The organism is Microbulbifer maximicatervae (SeqCode), assembly GCF_052467305.1.
The window spans coordinates 3630492-3652129 of the sequence record NZ_CP174306.1; the positions used below are offsets into that span (position 1 = coordinate 3630492).

General features: G+C 48.5%; 20 protein-coding genes. 7 read left to right on the forward strand and 13 right to left on the reverse strand.

Features of this window, described 5'->3' with window-relative positions; all coding sequences use genetic code 11:
• Window positions 1–76: 76 nt before the first annotated feature.
• The 3 genes from ACJJI4_RS15845 to ACJJI4_RS15855 all read left to right on the forward strand — a co-directional run bounded on the left by ACJJI4_RS15845 (window position 77) and on the right by ACJJI4_RS15855 (window position 3629).
• Entirely contained in the window at window positions 77–961 is an 885-nt protein-coding gene (locus ACJJI4_RS15845; protein ID WP_444925760.1) for a CorC family transporter, read from the forward strand.
• Window positions 962–1031: 70 nt separating this feature from the next.
• On the forward strand, window positions 1032–2597 hold the full coding sequence (gene lnt / locus ACJJI4_RS15850) for an apolipoprotein N-acyltransferase (RefSeq protein WP_444925761.1): 1566 nt from the start codon (window positions 1032–1034) through the stop codon (window positions 2595–2597).
• 114 nt (window positions 2598–2711) lie between these two features.
• Window positions 2712–3629 (forward strand): TIGR01777 family oxidoreductase, encoded by a 918-nt coding sequence (locus ACJJI4_RS15855; RefSeq protein WP_444925762.1) that lies wholly within the window; start codon window positions 2712–2714, stop codon window positions 3627–3629.
• A 10-nt stretch (window positions 3630–3639) separates the two neighbouring features.
• Here the strand turns inward: ACJJI4_RS15855 and ACJJI4_RS15860 are convergent, their stop codons facing one another.
• From ACJJI4_RS15860 to ACJJI4_RS15870, 3 genes are all read right to left on the reverse strand, one after another.
• The gene (locus ACJJI4_RS15860; protein WP_413663111.1) at window positions 3640–4053 is read right to left on the reverse strand and encodes a hypothetical protein; all 414 of its coding nucleotides are present in this window, start codon (window positions 4051–4053) and stop codon (window positions 3640–3642) included.
• Between the two features lie 172 nt (window positions 4054–4225).
• On the reverse strand, window positions 4226–4807 hold the full coding sequence (locus ACJJI4_RS15865; protein WP_413663112.1) for a YdcF family protein: 582 nt from the start codon (window positions 4805–4807) through the stop codon (window positions 4226–4228).
• Window positions 4808–5004: 197 nt separating this feature from the next.
• The gene (locus tag ACJJI4_RS15870) at window positions 5005–5454 is read right to left on the reverse strand and encodes a zinc ribbon-containing protein (RefSeq protein WP_108734284.1); all 450 of its coding nucleotides are present in this window, start codon (window positions 5452–5454) and stop codon (window positions 5005–5007) included.
• Between the two features lie 161 nt (window positions 5455–5615).
• Between ACJJI4_RS15870 and leuS the strand changes: the two genes are divergently transcribed.
• The 3 genes from leuS (at window position 5616) to holA (ending at window position 9841) form a co-directional block, all read left to right on the forward strand.
• Window positions 5616–8213, forward strand: coding sequence for a leucine--tRNA ligase (gene leuS, locus ACJJI4_RS15875; protein ID WP_444925763.1), 2598 nt, complete (start codon window positions 5616–5618; stop codon window positions 8211–8213).
• Window positions 8214–8298: 85 nt separating this feature from the next.
• Entirely contained in the window at window positions 8299–8823 is a 525-nt protein-coding gene (locus ACJJI4_RS15880) for an LPS-assembly lipoprotein LptE (protein WP_444896284.1), read from the forward strand.
• A 13-nt stretch (window positions 8824–8836) separates the two neighbouring features.
• Window positions 8837–9841, forward strand: coding sequence for a DNA polymerase III subunit delta (gene holA, locus ACJJI4_RS15885; RefSeq protein ID WP_444925764.1), 1005 nt, complete (start codon window positions 8837–8839; stop codon window positions 9839–9841).
• 88 nt (window positions 9842–9929) lie between these two features.
• On the opposite strand, the gene ACJJI4_RS15890 is transcribed toward holA, so the two are convergent.
• The 6 genes from ACJJI4_RS15890 to ACJJI4_RS15915 form a co-directional block, all read right to left on the reverse strand.
• Window positions 9930–11111: a hypothetical protein gene (locus ACJJI4_RS15890; protein ID WP_444896282.1), complete on the reverse strand. Its 1182-nt coding sequence runs from the start codon at window positions 11109–11111 to the stop codon at window positions 9930–9932.
• A 54-nt stretch (window positions 11112–11165) separates the two neighbouring features.
• Window positions 11166–11651 carry a hypothetical protein gene (locus tag ACJJI4_RS15895; RefSeq protein WP_444925765.1) on the reverse strand — a complete coding sequence of 162 codons (486 nt, stop codon included), beginning with the start codon at window positions 11649–11651 and terminating at the stop codon, window positions 11166–11168.
• 311 nt (window positions 11652–11962) lie between these two features.
• Complete coding sequence (locus tag ACJJI4_RS15900) at window positions 11963–12808, reverse strand: CsgG/HfaB family protein (RefSeq protein WP_444896280.1); 846 nt, start codon at window positions 12806–12808, stop codon at window positions 11963–11965.
• Between the two features lie 42 nt (window positions 12809–12850).
• Complete coding sequence (locus ACJJI4_RS15905; protein WP_444896279.1) at window positions 12851–13252, reverse strand: curli assembly protein CsgF; 402 nt, start codon at window positions 13250–13252, stop codon at window positions 12851–12853.
• Window positions 13252–13680, reverse strand: a complete 429-nt coding sequence (locus tag ACJJI4_RS15910; RefSeq protein WP_444896278.1) for a CsgE family curli-type amyloid fiber assembly protein — start codon at window positions 13678–13680, stop codon at window positions 13252–13254. The genes ACJJI4_RS15905 and ACJJI4_RS15910 overlap by 1 nt, the downstream gene beginning before the upstream one ends.
• Before the next feature lie 4 nt (window positions 13681–13684).
• On the reverse strand, window positions 13685–14368 hold the full coding sequence (locus ACJJI4_RS15915; protein WP_444896277.1) for a helix-turn-helix transcriptional regulator: 684 nt from the start codon (window positions 14366–14368) through the stop codon (window positions 13685–13687).
• 686 nt (window positions 14369–15054) lie between these two features.
• On the opposite strand from ACJJI4_RS15915, the gene ACJJI4_RS15920 reads away from it, so the two are divergent.
• Window positions 15055–16713 carry an acyl-CoA dehydrogenase family protein gene (locus ACJJI4_RS15920; RefSeq protein ID WP_444925766.1) on the forward strand — a complete coding sequence of 553 codons (1659 nt, stop codon included), beginning with the start codon at window positions 15055–15057 and terminating at the stop codon, window positions 16711–16713.
• A gap of 42 nt (window positions 16714–16755) precedes the next feature.
• On the opposite strand, the gene ACJJI4_RS15925 is transcribed toward ACJJI4_RS15920, so the two are convergent.
• From ACJJI4_RS15925 to ACJJI4_RS15940, 4 genes are all read right to left on the reverse strand, one after another.
• On the reverse strand, window positions 16756–17496 hold the full coding sequence (locus ACJJI4_RS15925; RefSeq protein WP_413663122.1) for an SDR family NAD(P)-dependent oxidoreductase: 741 nt from the start codon (window positions 17494–17496) through the stop codon (window positions 16756–16758).
• A gap of 31 nt (window positions 17497–17527) precedes the next feature.
• Window positions 17528–19576, reverse strand: coding sequence for an aminotransferase class I/II-fold pyridoxal phosphate-dependent enzyme (locus ACJJI4_RS15930; RefSeq protein ID WP_444925767.1), 2049 nt, complete (start codon window positions 19574–19576; stop codon window positions 17528–17530).
• Window positions 19577–19823: 247 nt separating this feature from the next.
• Window positions 19824–20228 (reverse strand): NUDIX hydrolase, encoded by a 405-nt coding sequence (locus ACJJI4_RS15935; RefSeq protein WP_413663124.1) that lies wholly within the window; start codon window positions 20226–20228, stop codon window positions 19824–19826.
• Between the two features lie 80 nt (window positions 20229–20308).
• Window positions 20309–21421 (reverse strand): phospholipase A, encoded by a 1113-nt coding sequence (locus ACJJI4_RS15940; protein WP_444915669.1) that lies wholly within the window; start codon window positions 21419–21421, stop codon window positions 20309–20311.
• Between the last annotated feature and the right edge of the window lie 217 nt (window positions 21422–21638).

Here is a 21638-nt window from a genome sequence, read left to right on the forward strand (position 1 = left end):
TGTACCACCGAAGTAATGGCAAACTGCTACTGAATTTTATCTACCAACGAGAGAACCCCGGAGCATGGCCACTTCCATGACCACAGACGAGCCCCCAAGTAGTCACTCAGCGAGCAAATCCCGCGCGAGTGAAAAAAGTTGGCTGGAAAAGCTGTTCAGCGCCTTTTCAGCTGAACCCAAGTCTCGCGACGAATTATTGGACATCATTAAGGACGCCGCTGAAAATCAGCTGGTAGATGCTGAAGCGCTCTCTATTATCGAAGGCGCACTGGACGTTTCCAGCCAGCAAGTCCGCGAGATTATGATTCCACGCTCGCAAATGGTTGTGGTAGGCCTTCAAGATAAGCCGGAAGAGTTCCTCCCCAAAATTATTGATTCGGGGCACTCCCGATTCCCTGTCGTCGGCGAAAGTGTTGATGATATACGCGGGATATTGCTCGCCAAAGACCTGCTCCCTCTCCTGTTGAAAGGTTTCGACGGATTTCAGCTCGAAGACCTGATCCGCCCAGCCAATATTATTCCCGAGAGCAAGCGCCTCAATATCCTGCTGCGCGAGTTCCGTGAGAACCGCTACCATATGGCGGTCGTGATAGACGAATACGGCGGTGTATCCGGTGTTGTGACTATCGAAGATATTCTCGAGGAAATTGTCGGTGAAATCGAAGACGAGACCGACGAGGAAGAAGCGGATAGTTATATCCGTAAAGTTGGGGAAAACGATTTTATCGTTAAAGCTCTGACTCCCATTGAAGAGTTCAATGAATTTTTCGAGAGCGCCTTTAGTGATGAAGAATTCGACACTGTCGGCGGTCTTATTATGCAATCATTCGGCCATTTGCCGGGCCGTGACGAAGTCACCCGACTGGGTGACTTTATGTTCCGGGTACTCTATGCAGACAGCCGCCAGATACACCTTTTGCGGGTTGCCCATATGCGCAAACCGCCAGAAGAAGACAGCTGAGTACCGCTCATTACTGCAAGCCTTAATACACTGATACCCTGAGCGAACGGGGTATCCTGACAACAACTTTATGCGCAGATTATTTTCTCCTCTCGCCAGCGTTGTAGCTGGCGGGTTGATGACACTTTCATTTGCCCCATTTAACTATTGGGTATGTGGCCTGCTGTCCCTGACACTATTCGCCTGGATTCTGCTCTCTGCAGCCAAAGGGCAGGTGCTACCAGGTCGCAAAAGCTTCTGGCTCGCCCTCTGCTATGGATTGGGCCTCTTCGCCAGCGGGGCTTCCTGGGTCTACGTTTCGATTACAAATTTTGGCAACTCATCGGTGCCATTAGGACTGGCCCTCACCGGAAGCTTCGTCGCTATTATGGCGCTGCTGTTAGCCGCGCCCTTCTACATTCTGGGCCGCTTCACAGATAATAAATTCAGCTTCGCTCTGGCTTTTGCCGCATTGTGGTTTATCAGTGAATGGCTGCGCAGCTGGGCCTTTACCGGTTTCCCCTGGCTCTTCGCCGGCTATGGCCATACAGAAACCTGGCTAGCGGGCTGGGCGCCGATTTTGAGTGTCTACGGCATAGGCCTGCTATTGGCATTTACCGGCGCAGTGCTGGCCCTGGTTGTCAGTGGCCGCCTATCCCCGCTCAAGCGACACAGCCATATCATTCTACTCACTGCGGCACTGGCCTCCTGGCCAATAGGAGCTGCCCTCTCCCAAGTGGAGTGGACCTCCGCAAAAGGTCCTCTTATCAGCGTTGGGCTGGTGCAGGCTAATATTCCTCAGGAAAAGAAGTGGTTGCCAGAGTTTCGCGGGGAAACTATCAGTCGTTATCAGGAGGGTACTCGCGCCCTTAGCGATCAGGATGTAGACGTTATTATCTGGCCCGAAGCCGCCCTGCCCATGCTCTACGGGCAAGCCCCCAACCTTATGCAGGCGCTGCAACGCAATGCTGAGACTACCAACATCGATTTGATCACCGGTATTCTCTATGACACCCGGGGTTCGGCACAGGAGCGGCCGAGTATTCACAACTCCGCCGCAGTTTTTGGCCAGAGCCCCAGCGTGTATCACAAGCGCCACCTGGTCCCCTTTGGTGAGTATGTACCTCTGGAGGATTTTATTCGGGGCACTATCGAGTTTTTTAATCTCCCCACTTCCTTTATCCGCTCAGGCCCGGACGAACAATCACCACTCAATGCTGCTGGTGCAAGCTGGGCGCCGCTTATCTGCTATGAGATTGTCTATCCCAGGCTGGTTGCCGACTCAGCACTGTCTTCCCAGGTTTTGCTGACCATTAGCAATGATGCATGGTTCGGGACCTCTATTGGCCCCTTACAACATATGCAAATGGCGCAGATGCGCGCTTTGGAAACTGGTCGCTACCTGGTGAGAGGGACAAATACTGGTGTGACGGCAATTGTGGACCCCAAGGGGAGGATTATTAAAAAACTCCCCCAATTCGAGCGCGCGAATATGACCGGGGATATCAGAGCGATGAGTGGCGCCACTCCGTTTATGCTAGCCGGCATCTCATTGGTATTTGCCTTGGCGCTCCCAATGCTGGCCCTGGCCCTGTTTTTACGCCGTAGGGTGGAACCCCAATCCAACTCCCCTCTCAGTGGCGAGCTACCCGATTAAAACAAGCCCTGTGGCCACTCCCTGCCGGGGTGGCCATCGGTAAGCTACCGCCACTGAATATCACTGCTATGCTCCATTCAATTTTCTAGCGAATATAAGGCAAGGTGATTCCCCATGCATTGCTTGATTAGCGGTGGCACCGGGCTTATAGGCAGACTCTTTTGTCGGCGCTGGCTGGAGCGAGGCAATACTATTACGGTATTAAGCCGACATCCGGACAGGGTTCGAAACTTATGTGGCGAATCAGCCAACGCCTGCCGCGATCCCGCAGAGGTAAACCAGCCCGTAGATGTTATTGTGAACCTTGCCGGGGCCCCCATCTCCCGTCGCTGGACAGAAAAATATCGCACTGAGATTCGCAGTTCACGCCTGGACACAACAGAGAAGCTGGTTCACTGGACCCTGGGCCAAAGAGACAAGCCATCCTACTTCTTGTCCGGCTCCGCAATCGGCTATTACGGCAATCGCGGAGGGGAGTTACTGAAAGAAGACAGCGCTCCAGGAGGGGGCTTTGCCGCACAGCTGTGTCGGGACTGGGAGGCCGCCACGCTCCCGCTGCAGCACTCTGGCGTTAAGGTAGGCATTATCCGCACAGCTATCGTTCTCTCCATGCGCGGTGGCGCCCTTCCCCAAATGCTGCCACCATTTCGTCTCGGGCTTGGCGGCCCCATGGGCTCGGGCGAGCACTGGATGAGCTGGATTCACGAAGAAGACGAAGTCGGGCTGATATTACACGCCATCGACAATCAACTTTGCCGTCCATTTAACGGAAGTGCACCAGAACCTGTCACCAACAACAGCTTTGCCCGGATCCTGGCCAAAGAGCTGCATCGCCCGGCGTTTTTACGCTTACCGACCTGGGCTTTAAAGATAGCTTTTGGAGAGATGGCTGATGAATTACTGCTAGCCAGTGATAGGGTCGAGCCCTGTACAGCATTGGAAACCGGCTATACCTTCCAATTTCCAACTCTGGAGCAGGCCCTCTCAGACCTGCTCAAGGGTGACGGCGCTGCCACTAAAGCCAGCGCCTGAACAAATGAATTTAAGCGGCGGCCATATCGCTTTCGAGTGCCTGGGCTAAGTAGCGTCGGCTAGATTCACTGGTCACCAGGTCGCCATGGCACTCCATTGGCGCAGACCCCACCCATTGGGCATGCCAGCGATACCAATGGGACTCCTCGGCTTTTGAACGCAGCTCGATAAACTCCACTTCGGCGGGAGCAAAACCGAACTCCCGGACTATCTGCCCGGCAAAGGTCTCAAAATTTTTACTGAGTTGGGCGCCGCTATCGCCACCGGCACACAGAAAAACCAGTGTGCGGCCATCTTGCTCAACCCGCTTGAAGCCAATCCAAACAGCCCGGTTCAACCGGTTATGTAACTGTATCGGAGAGAAAGAAAGTGGGATGCCCTTCATCATAAGGTTATCTCGATTATTGTTATGTTTCTTATCCACAGCCGCTACTCCATATTAAAAGGTAATCAATGGGTATGTCCTGTGGCGCCAGTCATCCTAAGCCCGGTACAACTAGCAATCAAGAGCTCTCAAACATTTGGGCTCGACGCCTGATCCCTCAAATCCTGTAGCCCTCTGAGATTACATTTATCAAAAAGTTCCTTATGGATCCTCAACATTTCCTGATGGACGGTAGCGAACTCCACCGATACCAGATCCGTGCCAGTATTTCCCGCCAGTAGACCTGGGTCCTTAGCAGGGAGACAGCATTGGGCAGCCAGCGCCCCACACCTGTTTGAGCGCGGGGCATCAATTCTCCGGCACTCCCAACCGGCAGGGGTTGTACCTCTAAGCCAGCGCGGGAAAAAATTTCCGCTGCGCGAGGCATATGCCACCAGTGAGTGGCCAAAAAAACCGACCTCACATTAGCACTGTGCAAAATATCAGCACTATTTACTGCATTCTCTGCAGTAGTACGACTGCAATCTTCACGCCAAGTGACCGGAGTGGAAAACTCTTCCTCCAACAACGCAGCCATTAAATCAGACTCTGCCAGCCGCTCTCCGCTGTGAACCCGACCGCCAGATACCAGAATCGGTAACTCTTTTGGTGCTTGCTCGACAGCACCGGCAACTCTTTCAAGACTCGCCGCAGAGAGTCTCTCCCTATTCGAATACCTGTCGCGATAACGCCCTGCACCAAGGATCACAACAGCCTCAGGCCTTATATGGGGTTGATAAGGTACTTTGCCCAATCGATCCCCAAGCCAGGATGAGAATGCCGGGGTCGCCCCTAACCAAAGCACACAAAAGGAAATCACAGCCAAGGGTAGAGAGCATCTCTCAAGCAAGGACCCGGATGAAGAGAATCGCAAAAGGAATGCAACCAGCAGCCCCAACAATGGGGCTGCTGGAGGCATCAGAAGCGTGGCCGCCGCCGTATAGAGCCCATTCAATACTCGAGACCACCCTCAATCTGACGAAAGCATCCATAACCACACCGGTGGCAGGGAGTGATCTGGGTATTTGCCGGCGGCATAGCTCGGTATCCACAGCCCAAACACTGCAACTCCTCATCCGGCCCTACAAACTCGCCGGCCAAAGCCCAGGGCTTGCCCTCTTTGATGCATCGCATTAAGTTTGGCCAGGCAGTTTCTGTGGGGTCCGCCGCATCCAGCAGCCAATCACCGCTGCGCTCCTCTAGGGTCTTCAATTCCCCACCTAGTCCCCGGATATAGTCAGCAGCCCGATGCAGGTCATCTTTCAGCCAAGCGCGCAAAAATGCCATCTTATTGGCGGTGAGATTCTCAACAGCCAGCTCACCTTCGACCAAATCTTCAAAGTCTTCGCGAAACTCATTAATCAGATCGTCCTTCGGCGGCAACTTTGGTTCCTTCGTCACGGTATCCCTCCTATAATCCCGCGTTTACGCATCGTAAAAGATGCACTGGGAGCGAAACTTGATCGCGATCAATCTTTACCGATTGACAAGCGTTCACATCCCCCAATAAACACTGAACAGTTTCCCGCAAATTTTGATCACAGAGTATAGGTCCCGAATCGATGGAAGAGCAGTACAACCCCTCCGCAGTCGAAGCTTCCGCCCAGGAATTCTGGGAGGCCGAGAAGAGCTTTGAAGTAAAGGAAGACGCCGGCAGGGAAAAGTTCTACTGCCTATCCATGTTCCCCTACCCCAGCGGCAAGCTACACATGGGGCATGTGCGCAATTACACCATTACCGATGTAATTACTCGCTATCAGCGCATGCAGGGCAAGAACGTGTTGCACCCGATGGGCTGGGATGCTTTCGGTCTGCCTGCAGAGAATGCGGCCATCCAGAACAAGACCGCTCCAGCCAAATGGACCTATGCCAATATCGAGTACATGAAAGGCCAGCTCAAGGCCCTGGGTTTTGGCTTTGACTGGTCCCGCGAACTGGCCACCTGCCAGCCCACCTACTACCGCTGGGAGCAGTGGTTCTTCACCCGCCTCTACGAAAAAGGCCTGGTCTACAAGAAGAACTCTGCAGTGAACTGGTGCCCCCACGACCAGACCGTACTGGCCAATGAGCAGGTCGAAGATGGCGCCTGCTGGCGCTGTGGCACCACCGTTGAGCGCCGCGAGCTGGCCCAGTGGTTTATCAAGATCACCGATTATGCCGAAGAGCTGCTCGAAGACCTGGACAAACTGCCCGAGTGGCCCGAGCAGGTGCGCACCATGCAGCGCAACTGGATCGGCAAGAGCCGGGGAGTAGAGCTGAGCTTTGCCCTGCCCAAGCCTATTGCGGGCATGGACCACTTCGATGTGTATACCACCCGTCCGGATACACTGATGGGCGTTACCTATGTTTCCCTCGCCGCCGAGCACCCCATCGCTCTGGAGCTTGCCGAGTCCAACCCCGAACTCAAAGCCTTTATCGCCGAGTGCAAAAAGCAGTCCCTGTCCGAAGCCGATATGGCCACGATGGACAAGAAAGGCATGGATACCGGGCTCAAGGCAATTCACCCCATCAGCGGTGAAGAAGTCTCCGTATGGGTGGCCAACTATGTTCTGATGGATTACGGCTCAGGCGCAGTGATGGCAGTACCGGCACACGACCAGCGCGATTGGGAATTTGCACAAAAATACCAGCTGCCCGTTATCCAGGTTATCGAGGCTGCCGACGGCGAGTCTATCGATTTGGAGAAAGAGGCCTATACAGAGAAAGGCAAACTGGTGAATTCCGGCAGTTTTGACGGCCTGGATTTTGATGGCGCCTTTACTGCGATCTCCGAAGCGCTGATTGCTGCAGGTAAGGGTCGGGTTAAGACCAACTACCGCCTGCGCGACTGGGGTGTATCCCGCCAACGCTACTGGGGTGCGCCCATCCCCATGTTCAACCTGGCCGACGGCGGAGAAATACCAGTACCCGCAGACAAGCTGCCGATCCTGTTGCCGGAAGATGTCGAGCTCGACGGCGTTCAATCACCTATTAAAGCCGATCCCGAATGGCGTAAAGACGAACTCAACGGCACTCCCGTAGAACGTGAAACCGATACCTTCGACACCTTTATGGAGTCCAGCTGGTACTACGCCCGTTATACCTGTCCCGATTTTGAAGAGGGCATGCTGGACCCGGACCGCGCCAACTACTGGCTGCCAGTGGACCAGTATGTCGGCGGTATTGAACATGCCATCTTGCACCTTCTCTACGCGCGCTTCTTCCACAAGCTGATGCGGGATGAGGGCCTGGTCAATAGCGATGAACCCTTCAAGCAGCTGCTGTGTCAGGGCATGGTGTTAGCCGAATCCTTCTACAAGGAGGAACACGGCCACAAGACCTGGATCAACCCCGCCGATGTGGACGTCGAGCGCGATGACAAGGGCAAGCCGACCAAAGCGATTGAGCGAGCCACCGGCGAAGAGATTATTGCCGGCGGCGTGGTAAAGATGTCCAAGTCCAAGAACAATGGCATAGACCCTCACGCTGCGGTTGAGGAGTACGGTGCCGATACCGTTCGCCTGTTCACCATGTTTGCCGCCCCTCCGGAGCAGACTCTGGAGTGGCACGATGCCGGTGTGGAAGGTGCCAGCCGCTTCCTGCGCAAACTCTGGAAGACCGTTCACGCCCATATTGCAGCGGGCTCCAGTGAAGCACAGATCGACCAGCAGTCCCTCAATGACAAGCAACAGCAGCTACGCCGCAAAACCCACGAGACCATCCAAAAAGTGGGGGATGACTATGGCCGCCGCCAGACCTTTAATACCGCTATCGCAGCAGTAATGGAATTGCTCAATGAAGTGGGCAAGCTGGCAGATCGCAACAGTGATCAAGGACTGGCTGTAGAGAGAGAAGCCCTACAGACCGCCGTCTTGCTGTTGGCTCCGGTTACTCCTCATATCTGTCACCAACTGTGGCAGGTGCTGGGGAATACCAGTGCCCTAATCGATTCTCCTTGGCCAATGGCAGATGAAAAAGCACTGGTGCGCACCTCGATTACTTTGGTCGTCCAGGTCAATGGCAAGGTACGGGCAAAACTGGATGCGCCTGCTGATGCAGACAAAGAGAGCCTGGAAAAACTCGCCCTCGCCGATGAGAACGTTCAGAAATTTATCGGTGAAGCTACGGTGCGCAAAGTAATCGTCGTTCCTGGCAAACTGGTTAATATTGTCGCCAAGTAGAGACCCGCAATATGATGCCGGGAGTTTCACTCCCGGCTCACTTAAGTCAGCTCGCTGTAGCCGACAAGATCAAGGCAAGTAGTTTATGAAAACAATCGCAATTCGAGCCTTTATTTTTCTTCTCGCTATCACTATTGCCGGTTGCGGCTGGCATCTAAGAGGCGCCCCTAAGAATTTTCCTCCCGGTAGTACACTCTATATATCCACAGTAGACCCTCGCAGTGATATCGCAGATCAATTAACGCGACTGCTCAATAATGCGGGTGTGCCTATGGCGGAATCACCTGCAGAAGCTGACTATACACTCATCATTCACCAGGAAACCGAGAGAAAACTAACCGTAGCTGTAGACTCTGAAGGGCGAGCATCTGAATACGAATTAATTACCAGTGCAATCTATAGCGTACGCACAGCTTCAGGCCAAGTCCTCCTAAATAAAGCACAGGCAGACGTTTACCGCACCTTGGAGTGGGATGTCGATGAAATTGTCAGTAAAAGTGAAGAGGAAAATACCTTACGCGCGGAGATGCAGCGGGAGCTTATTGGGCGCATTATCGACCGCTTACGGCGTATCGATGTGAATGCTTCATTAGAAGAAAAGAGCTACTAGGTTAGTTTTATTAATGCGCGTTAACCCCCATCAATTATCGCAAAATCTAAAAAAGGGCCTATCGCCAATTTTTGTTATCACTGGTGATGAGCCCTTAATAGTACAAGAGTGCTGCGATTTAGTCCGCTCAACAGCGAAAAAGCACGGTTTCACCGAGAGAGAACTTATTCACGCAGAGCATAATTTTGACTGGAGCACGCTGGTTGCTTCAGCCGGAAATATGTCTCTTTTCGCAGAAAAAAAACTCGTCGAGCTGCGTTTACCCGGAGGTAAACCGGGGGATAAGGGCAGTAAAGCCCTGCAAGAGTTTGCCTCACTGGCGAGTGAAGATCTTTTGCTTTTACTGGTATTACCGAAACTTGATAAATCGCAACTCAACAGCAAATGGGTCAAAGTCCTAGAACAATCAGGAGTATTGGTTCAGGTATGGCCTGTGACGATTCAGGAAATGCCCCGCTGGATCAACCAGCGCCTTGCATCTGCAGGCCTCTCAGCCGAACCAGAAGCAGTACAAATCCTGGCAGAAAGAGTAGAAGGCAACTTGCTTGCCGCAAGCCAGGAGATAGAAAAACTTAAGCTTTCCTGCCCCGGGCAAGAAATCACCCGGGAAATGATGGAACATAGTGTTACCAGCTCCGCCCGTTACAGTGTTTTTGACCTAATTGACACAGCACTCTCTGGCAACTCAGCCAAAGCAGTCAAAACACTCGACGGATTGAGGGTCGAAGGTATTGAACCACCCATTGTACTTTGGGCAATAGCAAGAGAAATTCGCACTCTTCTCGACATCATGGAAAAACTGGATCAAGGCCAACCTCTAGCGAGATTGGTTCGGCTGCAAAAGCGACAGCCATTGGTCCAAGGAGCCCTACATAGACTTAATAGGAAGCAACTAGAAAGCTTATTAATTCGCGCTCGGGCTATAGATGTCTCTATCAAAGGTGGTAGTGGGCAGCAATCTCCATGGACAGGGCTATTAGAGCTGATCCTCAACTTTTCTGGTCAACGGATAATCTAGTCACTTTTTGTTTACCTAAAACCACATTGGCCTCATGAAAAACCGCCCCAAAAGGGCGGTTTTTTCTCATACCTGAAACTTTTCAAGATCAGTTTTGAGTGATGGTAGCCATATTGTTGGCGCCAACTTGCTCAATGCTAGCCATATTTAAGGTACTTGTCTGGTTAACAGTGGCAATGTTTTCATAGCCAGACTGACCAACGTGAGCGAAGTGCTCGGCGCCTGATTGAGCTACGGTTACCAGGTTATCAGCACCAAAATCTTGATGCACTTCAGCCAAGTTCAGCTCCCCAAACTGATCTACATCTACAATATTTGATACACCGGCACTATAACCGTATGTCTCATTACTAATACCAGCCTGGTCAATGTTAACAAGATTCAAATCGCCATACTGACCGAAGTCGGCCACATTAGCGTCACCAGTTTGAACAAGATTAGCGCTATTATCATTACCCACTTGATTCATAACACCATAATTGAAGGTTTCGTTCTGGCTGATATTAACAACGTTATTATCTCCAGATTGATAGCCCATTCCCGCATTTCCCAGGCCTTCTTGTAAGACATTAGCCGTATTATTAGCTCCGGCCTGTCCAACGTCTAATAGGTTGAAGTCGCCTCTTTGCATCAAATTAGCATTGTTGGCAGAACCATATTGATAGACTGACCCCACGTTGAAGTCACCTAGCTGACCGCCATAAAACCCATCGGTAGAAGAAAGAACTGCGCTGTTCCAAACACCGTTACTATCGCCTTCTTGGGTGCTGACAAAGTAGTTACCATCACCTTCTTGCTGTAAGAGTCCGGCGTTATCGCTACCCACTTGATACATGTCAGAGTAATTGAAATTAGACCCAAAGAACTGATCTACATGCAGCTGGTTTTCACTACCGATTTGAGCAATATGAGTCGTGTTATACGAACCTTCCCACTGATGAATTACACCGTTGTTTCCCTCACCATCTTGATAAGTAGTTGCCTCACTACCTACTTGGCCATATTCTTGGGTTGTTCTAGCTGAATTACGGTTGCCAATTTGTGTTTGGTCAATGTAGTTGTCATCAGCATTAGATTGAATGGCTCTGGCGTAGTTTGACTCGCCTTCCTGCCACTGGTACGCCGCATTATTGGTAGCTGCTGTCACCTGGATAACATTGGCATCATTGTCATTTCCAAGCTGCACCTGATCACCAAAGTTGTTATCAGCTAGTGCCTGGCTAGAGCCAACAACCAAAGCAATAGCAGCAGCAAGTGTAACCTTTTTCATCTATCAATCTCCCTCGGAATAAAATTATAAATACAAGTAAAAGAGTGCAGTGCTTTAATCGTACTGCACTAGTTGCACCGCATGGTCGTCACCGAACTGAGCGACATAACCAAACAATCCATCACCGTTTTGAATAATGTTTGCGGAATTTCCGTAGCCAACCTGACTGATCAATGCCACGTTACCCACACCACTCTGTATCGCTGTAGCTTGGTTGTAGGCCCCAGACTGCGATATCGCAGCATAATTAGAATCGCCTGTTTGCTGCACTAATGCAGCATTGGATTCACCTCCTTGTATCAGGACGGCCTGGTTATAAAAACCAGACTGGGTAATCTCTGCAACGTTATAATCACCCGTTTGTGAAACCTGAGCCAAGTTGCCCGCAATTGAATCTTTTCTTAGTAAAAGAAGATCCAGGGCCCCCTGCCCCGCAGACAGTTCATCGTGGTTATCCAGATCAGAAGCCCAACACACCGAAAGCGGTAAAACCAGGAACAGAAGTGTAATTACCGTTACTCGTTTCGCTGTAGCAATCACCAACCACCTCTCAATAAAGAACGGTTAACAACTAAAAAAACAACGAGAACAACTATAGGTAAAAAAGAGAAATATTGAATCAGAAGAAAGATTATATTTAATAAAAAAGAATAAGAAGAATATAAGACTTTGGTATTAACTTAGACCACAAGCCCAAAACACACAAAATGCCAACGTAAACCCATTCCATCTAATTACACGCAAAAACATTAAAGCTCACAAATAAAATTTGACAATTAACAAACAAAACCACTCCAGGCCAACCAAACAAATAGAAACATGTATTGCAAAATTTAATATTCTTTAAAAATTTATAATATTTTAACTGGAGTTGCTGCGTATTCGCTAAGTACAGACATAGGGTATTGGCTATTATCTTCTAGCGCCCACAGGTTAGCATTGACCCCCTGTGAAATAAGGTGAATTACCGCTGACTCTATGGCCGAAAGAACACATAACTGAGTAGGATCATTAGTTGTCATACCTGCTTCTATTTCAAGCAATCGCTTATACTCAACAAAAGTGTAAACGTCTCCCTGAACCTGCCTCGACAAAATTTTCTTGCTAGTCAAAACACTACTCAACACCCGACCACTTCGCACATCTACTGCACGTAAATTAACGGTCACTTCATCGACACGATACTGCTCGGAAATACCAATACCAAAGTAACGGGCACCTGCTCCTCCAGTCTTAATATTGGTATCATAACCAACAATCCCACCTTCAAGCATAATGTTTGCTGACATTAGTGAAGGTAAATCGAACACAGGACTTGCAGGGCTATCCTGTTCTTTTATTGCGGCCCTAATTATTTTCCTTTCCGTCAATAGGTTCTGAAGACCCTCTCGCTCAAGCGTTACAAACCACCCAGATTCATTCAGAACCTGAACAAGCATGGCAGCAGCTCCCTGAGTAACCGCTGTCGAAAATGAACTGGAAGGCGCAGGCCGATACTGCCCAGTCTGATCACTAAAACCATAAACAGCTGCGACTATTTTTCCCCTGGGAGCTGGCAAGCTAACCAAATCAGAATAAGTGCTCATTCGGTCTGTCAGCGTTGCCTTTTGTTGACCGGGACCAAATAAAGCTTCTTTTACAGAGCTACACGCACTCAACCCAAAAATAACAGTAAACAACAATATTCTTAACAACATTGCACCACCCCACAAAAACCTAAGCCTATCGATAAAATTTTATTAATTGGTAGGATTGAGACCCACTACCACAATCTCAGATATTTCACCTGTAACAGCATCGGTTATCGTTATTGTTAGCTCACCATCAATATCAACAATATTTACAATGTAGTCATCAGTCACCAAAGTCCCGTCATTACCGTTCCCGACATCTGTCAACAACTGTGAAAGCAAGCGAGATTCTAGAGTGTCTGTAAATCTATCCAGGGAAGAAGAATCAGAATAGGGGGAATTCTTAGCATCAGGATCTTTCTTACTGTTCTGCGCGCTAGCATTATTCAACAAATAATTACCATTTAAAGGATTACCCCCGAATGATGGGTTAACTGGCGTATACACCAACTCCGTTGCAAACACTGAACAAGAAAAAATACAAATAGCTACCGCGCAAATATATTTCATTATATTTCATCCCCCGCCAAATCAATATTTTGAGATAACAGCTCCTGTAACCGCTGCTGACGTACATTATTATTTATTTGCGATGCTGCCTGCTCAACAACTGCACCGAACTTTCTTCGCCCAGGGTAAATAACTGTCTTAAAAACCTGCTTGCTATCGAAGGTCACCCAAACAACACTACCCCATCTAGCCGACGGCCTTTCATGCACTGTCAGATTGTAATCAAACCCAGTGAAATTAGTCGTGATATAAATAGAAAGAGATCTCGCAAACTCATGGCCGATACCACTTACCGTATTATCAATAACCAGTCCAGTAAGCAGAGACTCCTCTGAGATTTGCTCACCTGTTTCTTGGGCATAACTTTTGTATACGATACATGAAAGTGCAACTGTAAACACAGCTGCACTTATTAATAGTGATTTCATAATATTACAAGTTTTGACTGGCCCAGCTACTTGCTTCTAGGCGATTCTTACAGCCTATTTTTCTATAGATCTTATATAGATGGCTCTTAACAGTATGTTCACTGACACACAAGGCTTCAGCTATATTAGCGTTAGTATTACAGTCACAAATCAACTGCAAAATTTGCCGTTCCCGCTGAGTAAGATTTGATACTTTATCGCACCATTTTTTTGGCTTTCTATGCTGCCTAAGGAAGTTATGAAGCACATCTCTTGGGAACCAGTATTCCCCTGAGAATATCCTCCCTAACCTCTCCATAATGACTTTTGCTTCGCACTCAGAGGGTATTAATCCCAAGACTTTTTCCCAGTGAAGAACAAAATCAATATCCGATTTCTGACCTACATTGATCAATACGATATTTGGTGGACTGGGCAGGGAGTGTATTTCCCTTAAGAGTAATTCAAGCTCTGAAGCAGAGACATCGGCACAATCAAGAAGGAGGTATTCAGCCTTAATGCCACTCAGCGAAGAAAGTGTCGAGCGCTGCAAAATAGCGCAAGTAGTCTTAAACTCATCTTCAATTCGCCCGGCAAATATTGAGGATTGTAGATTGACGCATGCGGTTAAAAAGGCAACTGTAATCCCTGTCTTTTCTGACTTAGGGCTAACAACCTTTAGCGGTGCATAATCCTTATGCAAATTCATCTGGGTTCCCCCAATGTGCAGTCCTTTTATGTTTAAGCCTGTTGCCAGGCTAACTATTTTTTAAGTTTCCGCGCTCATCTTATGCTGTGAGCTAAATCTATTCGATCAACCCAATGACTTCAACCGGTAGTGATCTAGATATCAAAAATTCAATCTTAAGTGTGCCAACTTGGTTCCCTCATACCATTTAGTAATACTAAGGTATCATAGAAAGGTGAACCGAAAAGAAAAATTCACATGCTTTGGTATAGATTCTCCCAGCAAACAAGAACTCATAAATATCAATTTTTTTATACTGGTCCACAGTATTATTAAATTTATTTTGATCAATTTGAGATAAAAAAAAACCTTAGCTAAAATGAGGTGACAAACATCAAACTATTCAAGAGCTACAGTAGATAAACTGAAAAAATAGTATTCGATAGCAATTAAATATAAATTTCATTTCATTACTTTAAAACCATATTTGATCGAGTAAACATTACCCTCAAATCAAAACATACAGCCCTGTAAATAAAAGCAACAAAATAACTGACCACAATCAAACAGCTTAAATAGTAATCAAGGAAAGCTTGTTTTATGCTCATATTCAGCTATTTCTTGAATTATTACCTTCAATTAATTGGTAAAATTGTACAAAGTAAGTCGCTACACCAATTGAAATCTCAAGTCCTTTAGGTGAAGTTATGAACAGTCAAAACTATGTGCCAGATTACAAATCCACATATCAAGTTAGCAATCAGCCTCGCCCACTTACTGGTCATAACCTCTATATTACTGATCAGGCGTTAAAGGAAGCCGTACATATTAATGGGGCCCATTGGGCTGAAGATGACCTGGAGCGGTATGGGGAGGTGTGTGGCAGGCCAGAAATGATTGAGCGGGGTTATGCCGCCAATGAATTTAAACCTATCTTCGAAAGTCACGATCGTTCCGGCCACCGCATTGATTTGGTTCGATACCATCCCTCTTATCACCAGCTAATGCAGCTGGCACTTTCAGAAGGTTTACACAGCTCTCCCTGGACCGACCCACGCGCAGGTGCCCACGTGGCCAGAGCTGCAAAAAATTACTTGCACACTCAGCTTGAAGCCGGTCACGGGTGTCCTATCACTATGACCTTCGCCTCAGTGCCCACTATCGAGCTAAACTCTGAAATCGCCATCGAATGGATACCCAAAATAACCAGCCGCACTTACGATGGAAGTAATCGCCCATATTTTGAGAAAAACTCATTGACGATCGGTATGGGCATGACCGAAAAACAAGGGGGCTCAGATGTCAGGGCAAATACCACCGCTGCAATTCCCCTCGCCGATGGAACCTATGAATTATTAGGGCACAAATGGTTTATGTCCGCCCCTATGTGCGATGCCTTTTTAATTCTTGCCCAGGCGCCCGGCGGCTTATCCTGCTTCTTGGTTCCAAGATGGAGGCCGAATGGTTCGAAGAACCAGCTGGAGATTCAACGCCTGAAGACAAAGTGTGGCAATGTTTCCAATGCTTCTTCAGAAGTTGAGATACGCGGCGCATTGGGCTGGCTAATCGGCGAAGAAGGGCGTGGGGTCAGCGCCATCATCAAGATGGTAGCGATTACGCGGTTTGATTGCATGATGGGCTCATCTGCAGGGCAGCGGCAAGCTGTTATCCAGGCAATTTACAACGCTAGTGAGCGCAAAGCATTTGGCAAAAAGCTGATTGATCAACCACTGATGCAAAATGTGCTTACCGACCTTCAATTGGAGGTGGAAGGCTCAATTGCCTTTACCATGCGCATAGCCAGAGCAATGGATCAAGAGGGCAGCGAACACGAGAAGATGCTACTCAGGCTCGGGGCCGCGGTGGGAAAATACTGGATATGCAAACGCAGTCCCCATCACGCCTATGAGGCTATGGAGTGCCTGGGAGGCAATGGAGCTATTGAAAACTTTATTACGGCACGGCTGTACCGAGATGCTCCGATAAATGCAATCTGGGAGGGCTCAGGGAACATTCAAGCGATGGACGTGTTACGTGCCATCACTAAAACCCCTGCAGTAATTAGCCACTGGTTTGATGAGTTAAACATTAGTCGAGGCATAAACACACAATTTGATACGGCAGTCGACAAGTTAAGAAACGATCTTTCCGACCTAAATCAATTTGAATACCGTGCCCGTCATATTATTGACCAAATGGCCCTGACCATGCAGGCGCACCTTCTGCTACAGGGGAGTAACCCTTGTGTAACTGACGCCTTTATCAAATCAAGAATAGGGATTAACGGCACACACAATACTGGAAGCCTACCCACTGGGATTGATATCGCCACTATTCTGGAGCGGGGAAACCCTCTTATAACTTAAGATACGATAACAGCTACTATCGCGCCTATTTCACGCTGATCGCTACCAGGGTATAAAACTTCCATCCCATGACAGTAATTTTCCGGTGTCTGCCGATGCCAGTTGACTCAAGACATCTACAATACGATTCGCGCTTAATTCAGGGGTGTAGAGTTTATCTGGGGGCAAATTAGACTGAAAAGGTTTGGATAGTGAAGTATCTGTCGTACCTGGGTGAATCGCTACCACACAACTTTCCTCCAGTTTCCGCGCCCACTCAATAGACAGATTCTTAACCAGCATATTTAATGCGGCCTTACTACACCGGTAGCTGTACCAGCCACCGAGCTGGTTATCCGTGATACTTCCCACCTTTGCCGAAAGCGATGCCCACAACAAAGGGCGTCTACGCTTCAAGAATCCATCCAGTGCGCGCGCTAAATGTAAATGGGAAAGTACGTTGACCTGAATCGACTGCAATAACCAGTGATCATCACATTGCGATAGGGACTTCTCCGGTCCGTGGAACTCATCATGTAAAATGCCACAACAGTTGATTACCCAACTTGGTGGCTCAGAGTGTTCGGCCAAAAAATTTTCAACAATATCGATGGACTCGGCTTGCTCTAAACAAACGGATAAATGGTGTCGCTCACCGACATGGCCAGGAATCATATCAACTGTGATTCGACTCAAGGTCAATAATGTAACTTGAGGATAGCGCCGAATAATTTCGGCGCCAATAGCCTGCGCTATGCCACCGGAAGCACCGGCTATCAACACAGATTGTGGACTTTCGAGCATACCGGCCTCCATGCCGGATTATGGAGTTTTACTATTTTCCTTTCTTTTTCTCTCCAGAAGACTGCACTTTCTCAGCTTTGCCCTTGGAGGCTTCCTTAACGACCCTTAGCATCGGCTCATCAGAGCGGAAAATAAGACCGTGAATTTCTGTCGTATTCTGCCCCTGAAGTAGCTGCTGTAAAAACTGCACTATCTGGGCTGAAATTTCCTGTCCCGGCACAAGGACCGGAATACCTGGCGGATAGGGAACAATTTCATCTGCACTGGTCCGACCAACCAGGTTCTCAATAGCTTCTGTGCCATTATCCATCAGCGGCAATTCTTCTGCTTCCGAAAAATAAGCATCTGCCGGTAGACATGTAAAACGGGTAAATTCTGGCAAACGCCTCGGCGACCCGATATGAATACGCTTGTGAGTATTTCCTGCCAATTGCTTAAGAGCATGAATCAAGCGAAGTAATTTGCTCTCTGTACTACCGAGGGTTACAAGTACAGTAATGGTATTGTAGGTGGTCTTTTCCACCTGGATGCCATACTGATCAAACAATTTAATCTGCATTTCATTGCCAGAGTAACCACTCTTGGAAATATCAATAGTCACCTTGGTGGGATCAAGGCGAATGTTATCACTGGCAAGTGGGTCAGCAATTAAGTCATCACGTGTTAGCGCGCGGAACACACCTGTCTCATTGACGGCATTACGTAAAACTTCCACCATCTTTAGACATTGCTTCAAACGACCATACCCCTCCATCGCCATTTGTTTACGCGCCACATCTAGGCTCGCAATCATTGCGTACTGAGGACTGGTAGAGGCGTGCATATTCAGGTTTTCGCGAAAACGGAATTCATCAAAGTCCTGGTCTTGCACGTGGATCATACTGGCCTGGGAAAAGGCCGACAGCATTTTGTGGGTGCTTTGGGTCACATAATCTGCCCCACATTCCAGTGCTGTAGGCCGCAACTCGGGATGGAAGAAACCATGGGCAAACCAGGCTTCATCCACCAGCACTTTCACTCCACGCTCATGGGCGTAGTCGATAATTGGCTTAAGGTCGTAACGCAATCCATCATAGGTGCAGGAGGTAATTACCAATAGGCGCGCATCACTGTGCTCATCCAGGGCAGCTTCAATATCCGAACGCTTTACCGGCCCGTAAATTCCAAATTCTGGATGCAATACAGACTTCAGGTAAACCGGCTCACAGCGATTCATCACAATCGCATGGTGAACTGATTTGTGACACGCTTGGTCAACGATAATTTTTCCGCCACCGCCAAGAATTTGCTGAATAACCACTTTATTCGCGGTAGAGGTGCCGTTGGTCAGGAAAAAGGTATGGCGAGCCCCAAAAGCCTGAGCCGCTAGATCCTGAGCCTCCTGAATAACCGAGTGGGGCTCGAGTAAACTATCTAAAACTTGAACAGATACAGACAAGTCTGTATTGAAGATATGTTCACCCATAAAGCGATAAAAATCCCCCACCCAGGGACTATTGCGCAAACTGTCACCACCAGAATGACCAGGTGTATGCCACGCATCCCGAGCTGAGAATACGTATTCTTTCAGGGTGTCGGCAAAAGGAGTCGAAGCTCGTCGAGCAATAAACGCCTGCACCAAGCGGAACATATGGTTGAAATTGCCCTCACGGCGGTCGAACAACTCATCGAAGCGGCGACGCAAATTTGCCAGGGATTTTGAACCGGATTTGCCCGGCTTGGAGGTTGTTCCAGCAAAACCACTGTGAGCTACGAGGAAGATATTAAGCTGGGAACGCAAAGCGTGAATTCGGTCAGCGAGGTCATCTGCAGCATCCAGCCCCTGCCCGTCACTGCCACCATCGACAATGACCGCTTGCAGGGAATCCTCTTCTTTTGCCAACCTTTCAGCATCTGCGGGCGTTACGGCTTCAAAATGAAGACCAAAAGGATTGTCGTGTACTGCTGCCGTATTATTGAGAGCGGTAATCCACTCATTGGCCAATTTGCTATCAGAACTGACCAGAGCGACCCGGCACTCTAATTCAAGGCTGTTTTCGTTTAGGTTGCCCAACTCAGGCATCTTCAATTCCAAACCCATAATTCTTATCCATCAGCATAGCTTGCAGGTGAGTACAACTTGCTGTATCAATTATTCAACTATTTGATTTTATTAACTTTTATAAGGCCTCCGCGAGTTGCGGTGGCTCTGGAATTCCAGGGCAATAAACACCAGGGGGCAAATACTAATGTAGGAGGGAGGGGAATTCTGCGACTACATTGCATTTGGCGATTTTCGCCAAATGTACCCAGGCATACCAGATCTATTGCCAAGGAAGATAATAAAGTTAGAACTTTGCGCTACGCACAATACCATTAAACGTGAGGCAATCCTCGACCCTGTGACGTTGTACCTGGGATAATTGGTGAAGCGGAAAGTAAGCCCATTGGGAATGTTCATCAGAGAGAATATAGTCACCCTCTTTAATGAAATGGGCTCGAAAAATAAAAACATGTGAATTGAAAGCGTTGTGGTAATAGATGCCACTGAGATACTCTATTCGAACTTCTCGTCCAAGTTCCTCATGGCACTCCCGCACCAATGCCTCATGGGCAGTTTCACCCGGGTCTAATGCTCCGCCTGGCAAGCCCCAGCTACGCTCAGCATAAGTCGCTTTCAGCTGCAGTACTTCTCCGCCAGTATTCGTGATTACCGCATGGGCACTCAAGCGGTAACTATCATCAAAGGCCATGAACAAACCCTGATAACAAGTGAGGTTAAGAAGGGAAAAACGAGAGCCTATTCATTGCGAGTACGCCCTCGTCGTTAAGGTTAAAATCCCTGGGCTAACACAAATCCAAACCCTAAAGTTTGCACCGATTCATCATAATCAAGGAGGCTCTCGCCGTAACCATTGAAATAGCGAACATACCCATCGACGCGTTTCCCGAGAGGGAAGCCCCAGGTCAGCTCCACTGCACCACGATTATCTGAGCGCAAATTGTTACGTAGCATCATTGAAATCGTGTGATCCCCATCGCGGTATCGCCCACCCAATTCAAAATGCCCCAAGTAGTGCTCAATATCCGGATTATCATCATCATCCTTATCTTCAGGGACCCTGTACCAGGGCTTTAGGCTGATTGAATAATTATCCCGCTCAAAAATGAAATTCGCATATATTCTATTCCAGCTGCGGGAATAGGGTTCACTGCGCCCATTTGACTGGTGGTTAATCGCTACCTGGTTAGCCACATTATTCCAACCAAATAGGCTCCAGTCATTGAGCCAACTCAGAATCAATTCCGGCTCGTGGTTTGTCTCACGGAAGGGAGCGGAGTCATCGGAGTTGTACGCCTGCCAAAAGCTGCGATTTGTATAGGCGACACTCAGTACAGAAGCCTGCCCCAAAAAACCCCGCCAAATAGGAACCTGCACAGAAAGCTGGAATTGAACTTCGACGTTATCCAACTCTTCTGCCTCAGCTAGGCCTTCAATGTCTGCCAGCCCTCCCTCTTCAGGGGCTGGATTGTAGACCATTGGCAGCACGTAGTTAGTTTTATGGGAAGCTAAAGTAAAAGGGTTATTGGCAGCATCCCTGATAGCCTGAGCCCTCCCCCCTAACAATACTTCATCTGTAGGAAGGTCTTCCTCATACTCGTCGACAATAAAGTCCGCTATCACCGGATCCTCTTCAAGAGTCAGTTCAGCTCTAACTCTTTCAGCGCAGATACGTCGGATTTCCCTTATCGTGACATCGGCATCCGAAACAAGAATTTGCTCGTTCAAGCAGCGCTTATGGTGGGTCTGCAGGTTTTCTCCTGCATCCATAGAAAAAGTTGATTCTGGCACCTCTTCAGCTAAAGCTGTTGGCAACTGTGCAACTAACCCAACAGAAGAAAGTAATGTGAGCCCGGCAAAAACCCTTCTTCGATAGTAGGACAAAACGCTTTCCCCCAGTCATTTATTGCAATCATGATGCAAGCTTACACTGGAGAGGATTACAAGTCCCACTACATAATTTTGCGATTATCGTGACAAGACAGCCAATCAGGCTAGAGAAGCCCTTATTTCAGCTTAGCTAGAACAAAAAACTAAATAATGACAGGTATAGAAACAGCAATCTCCATTTAAGCCTATTTGTGTGACCAATAGTGGTTAT

Coding starts and splice junctions, on each gene's coding strand:
- ACJJI4_RS15845 (WP_444925760.1), top strand. CDS start 77: ATGACCACAGACGAGCCCCCAAGTAGTCACTCAGCGAGCAAATCCCGC.
- lnt (WP_444925761.1), top strand. CDS start 1,032: ATGCGCAGATTATTTTCTCCTCTCGCCAGCGTTGTAGCTGGCGGGTTG.
- ACJJI4_RS15855 (WP_444925762.1), top strand. CDS start 2,712: ATGCATTGCTTGATTAGCGGTGGCACCGGGCTTATAGGCAGACTCTTT.
- leuS (WP_444925763.1), top strand. CDS start 5,616: ATGGAAGAGCAGTACAACCCCTCCGCAGTCGAAGCTTCCGCCCAGGAA.
- ACJJI4_RS15880 (WP_444896284.1), top strand. CDS start 8,299: ATGAAAACAATCGCAATTCGAGCCTTTATTTTTCTTCTCGCTATCACT.
- holA (WP_444925764.1), top strand. CDS start 8,837: ATGCGCGTTAACCCCCATCAATTATCGCAAAATCTAAAAAAGGGCCTA.
- ACJJI4_RS15890 (WP_444896282.1), bottom strand. CDS start 11,111: ATGAAAAAGGTTACACTTGCTGCTGCTATTGCTTTGGTTGTTGGCTCT.
- ACJJI4_RS15900 (WP_444896280.1), bottom strand. CDS start 12,808: ATGTTGTTAAGAATATTGTTGTTTACTGTTATTTTTGGGTTGAGTGCG.
- ACJJI4_RS15905 (WP_444896279.1), bottom strand. CDS start 13,252: ATGAAATATATTTGCGCGGTAGCTATTTGTATTTTTTCTTGTTCAGTG.
- ACJJI4_RS15910 (WP_444896278.1), bottom strand. CDS start 13,680: ATGAAATCACTATTAATAAGTGCAGCTGTGTTTACAGTTGCACTTTCA.
- ACJJI4_RS15915 (WP_444896277.1), bottom strand. CDS start 14,368: ATGAATTTGCATAAGGATTATGCACCGCTAAAGGTTGTTAGCCCTAAG.
- ACJJI4_RS15920 (WP_444925766.1), top strand. CDS start 15,055: ATGAACAGTCAAAACTATGTGCCAGATTACAAATCCACATATCAAGTT.
- ACJJI4_RS15925 (WP_413663122.1), bottom strand. CDS start 17,496: ATGCTCGAAAGTCCACAATCTGTGTTGATAGCCGGTGCTTCCGGTGGC.
- ACJJI4_RS15930 (WP_444925767.1), bottom strand. CDS start 19,576: ATGGGTTTGGAATTGAAGATGCCTGAGTTGGGCAACCTAAACGAAAAC.
- ACJJI4_RS15935 (WP_413663124.1), bottom strand. CDS start 20,228: ATGGCCTTTGATGATAGTTACCGCTTGAGTGCCCATGCGGTAATCACG.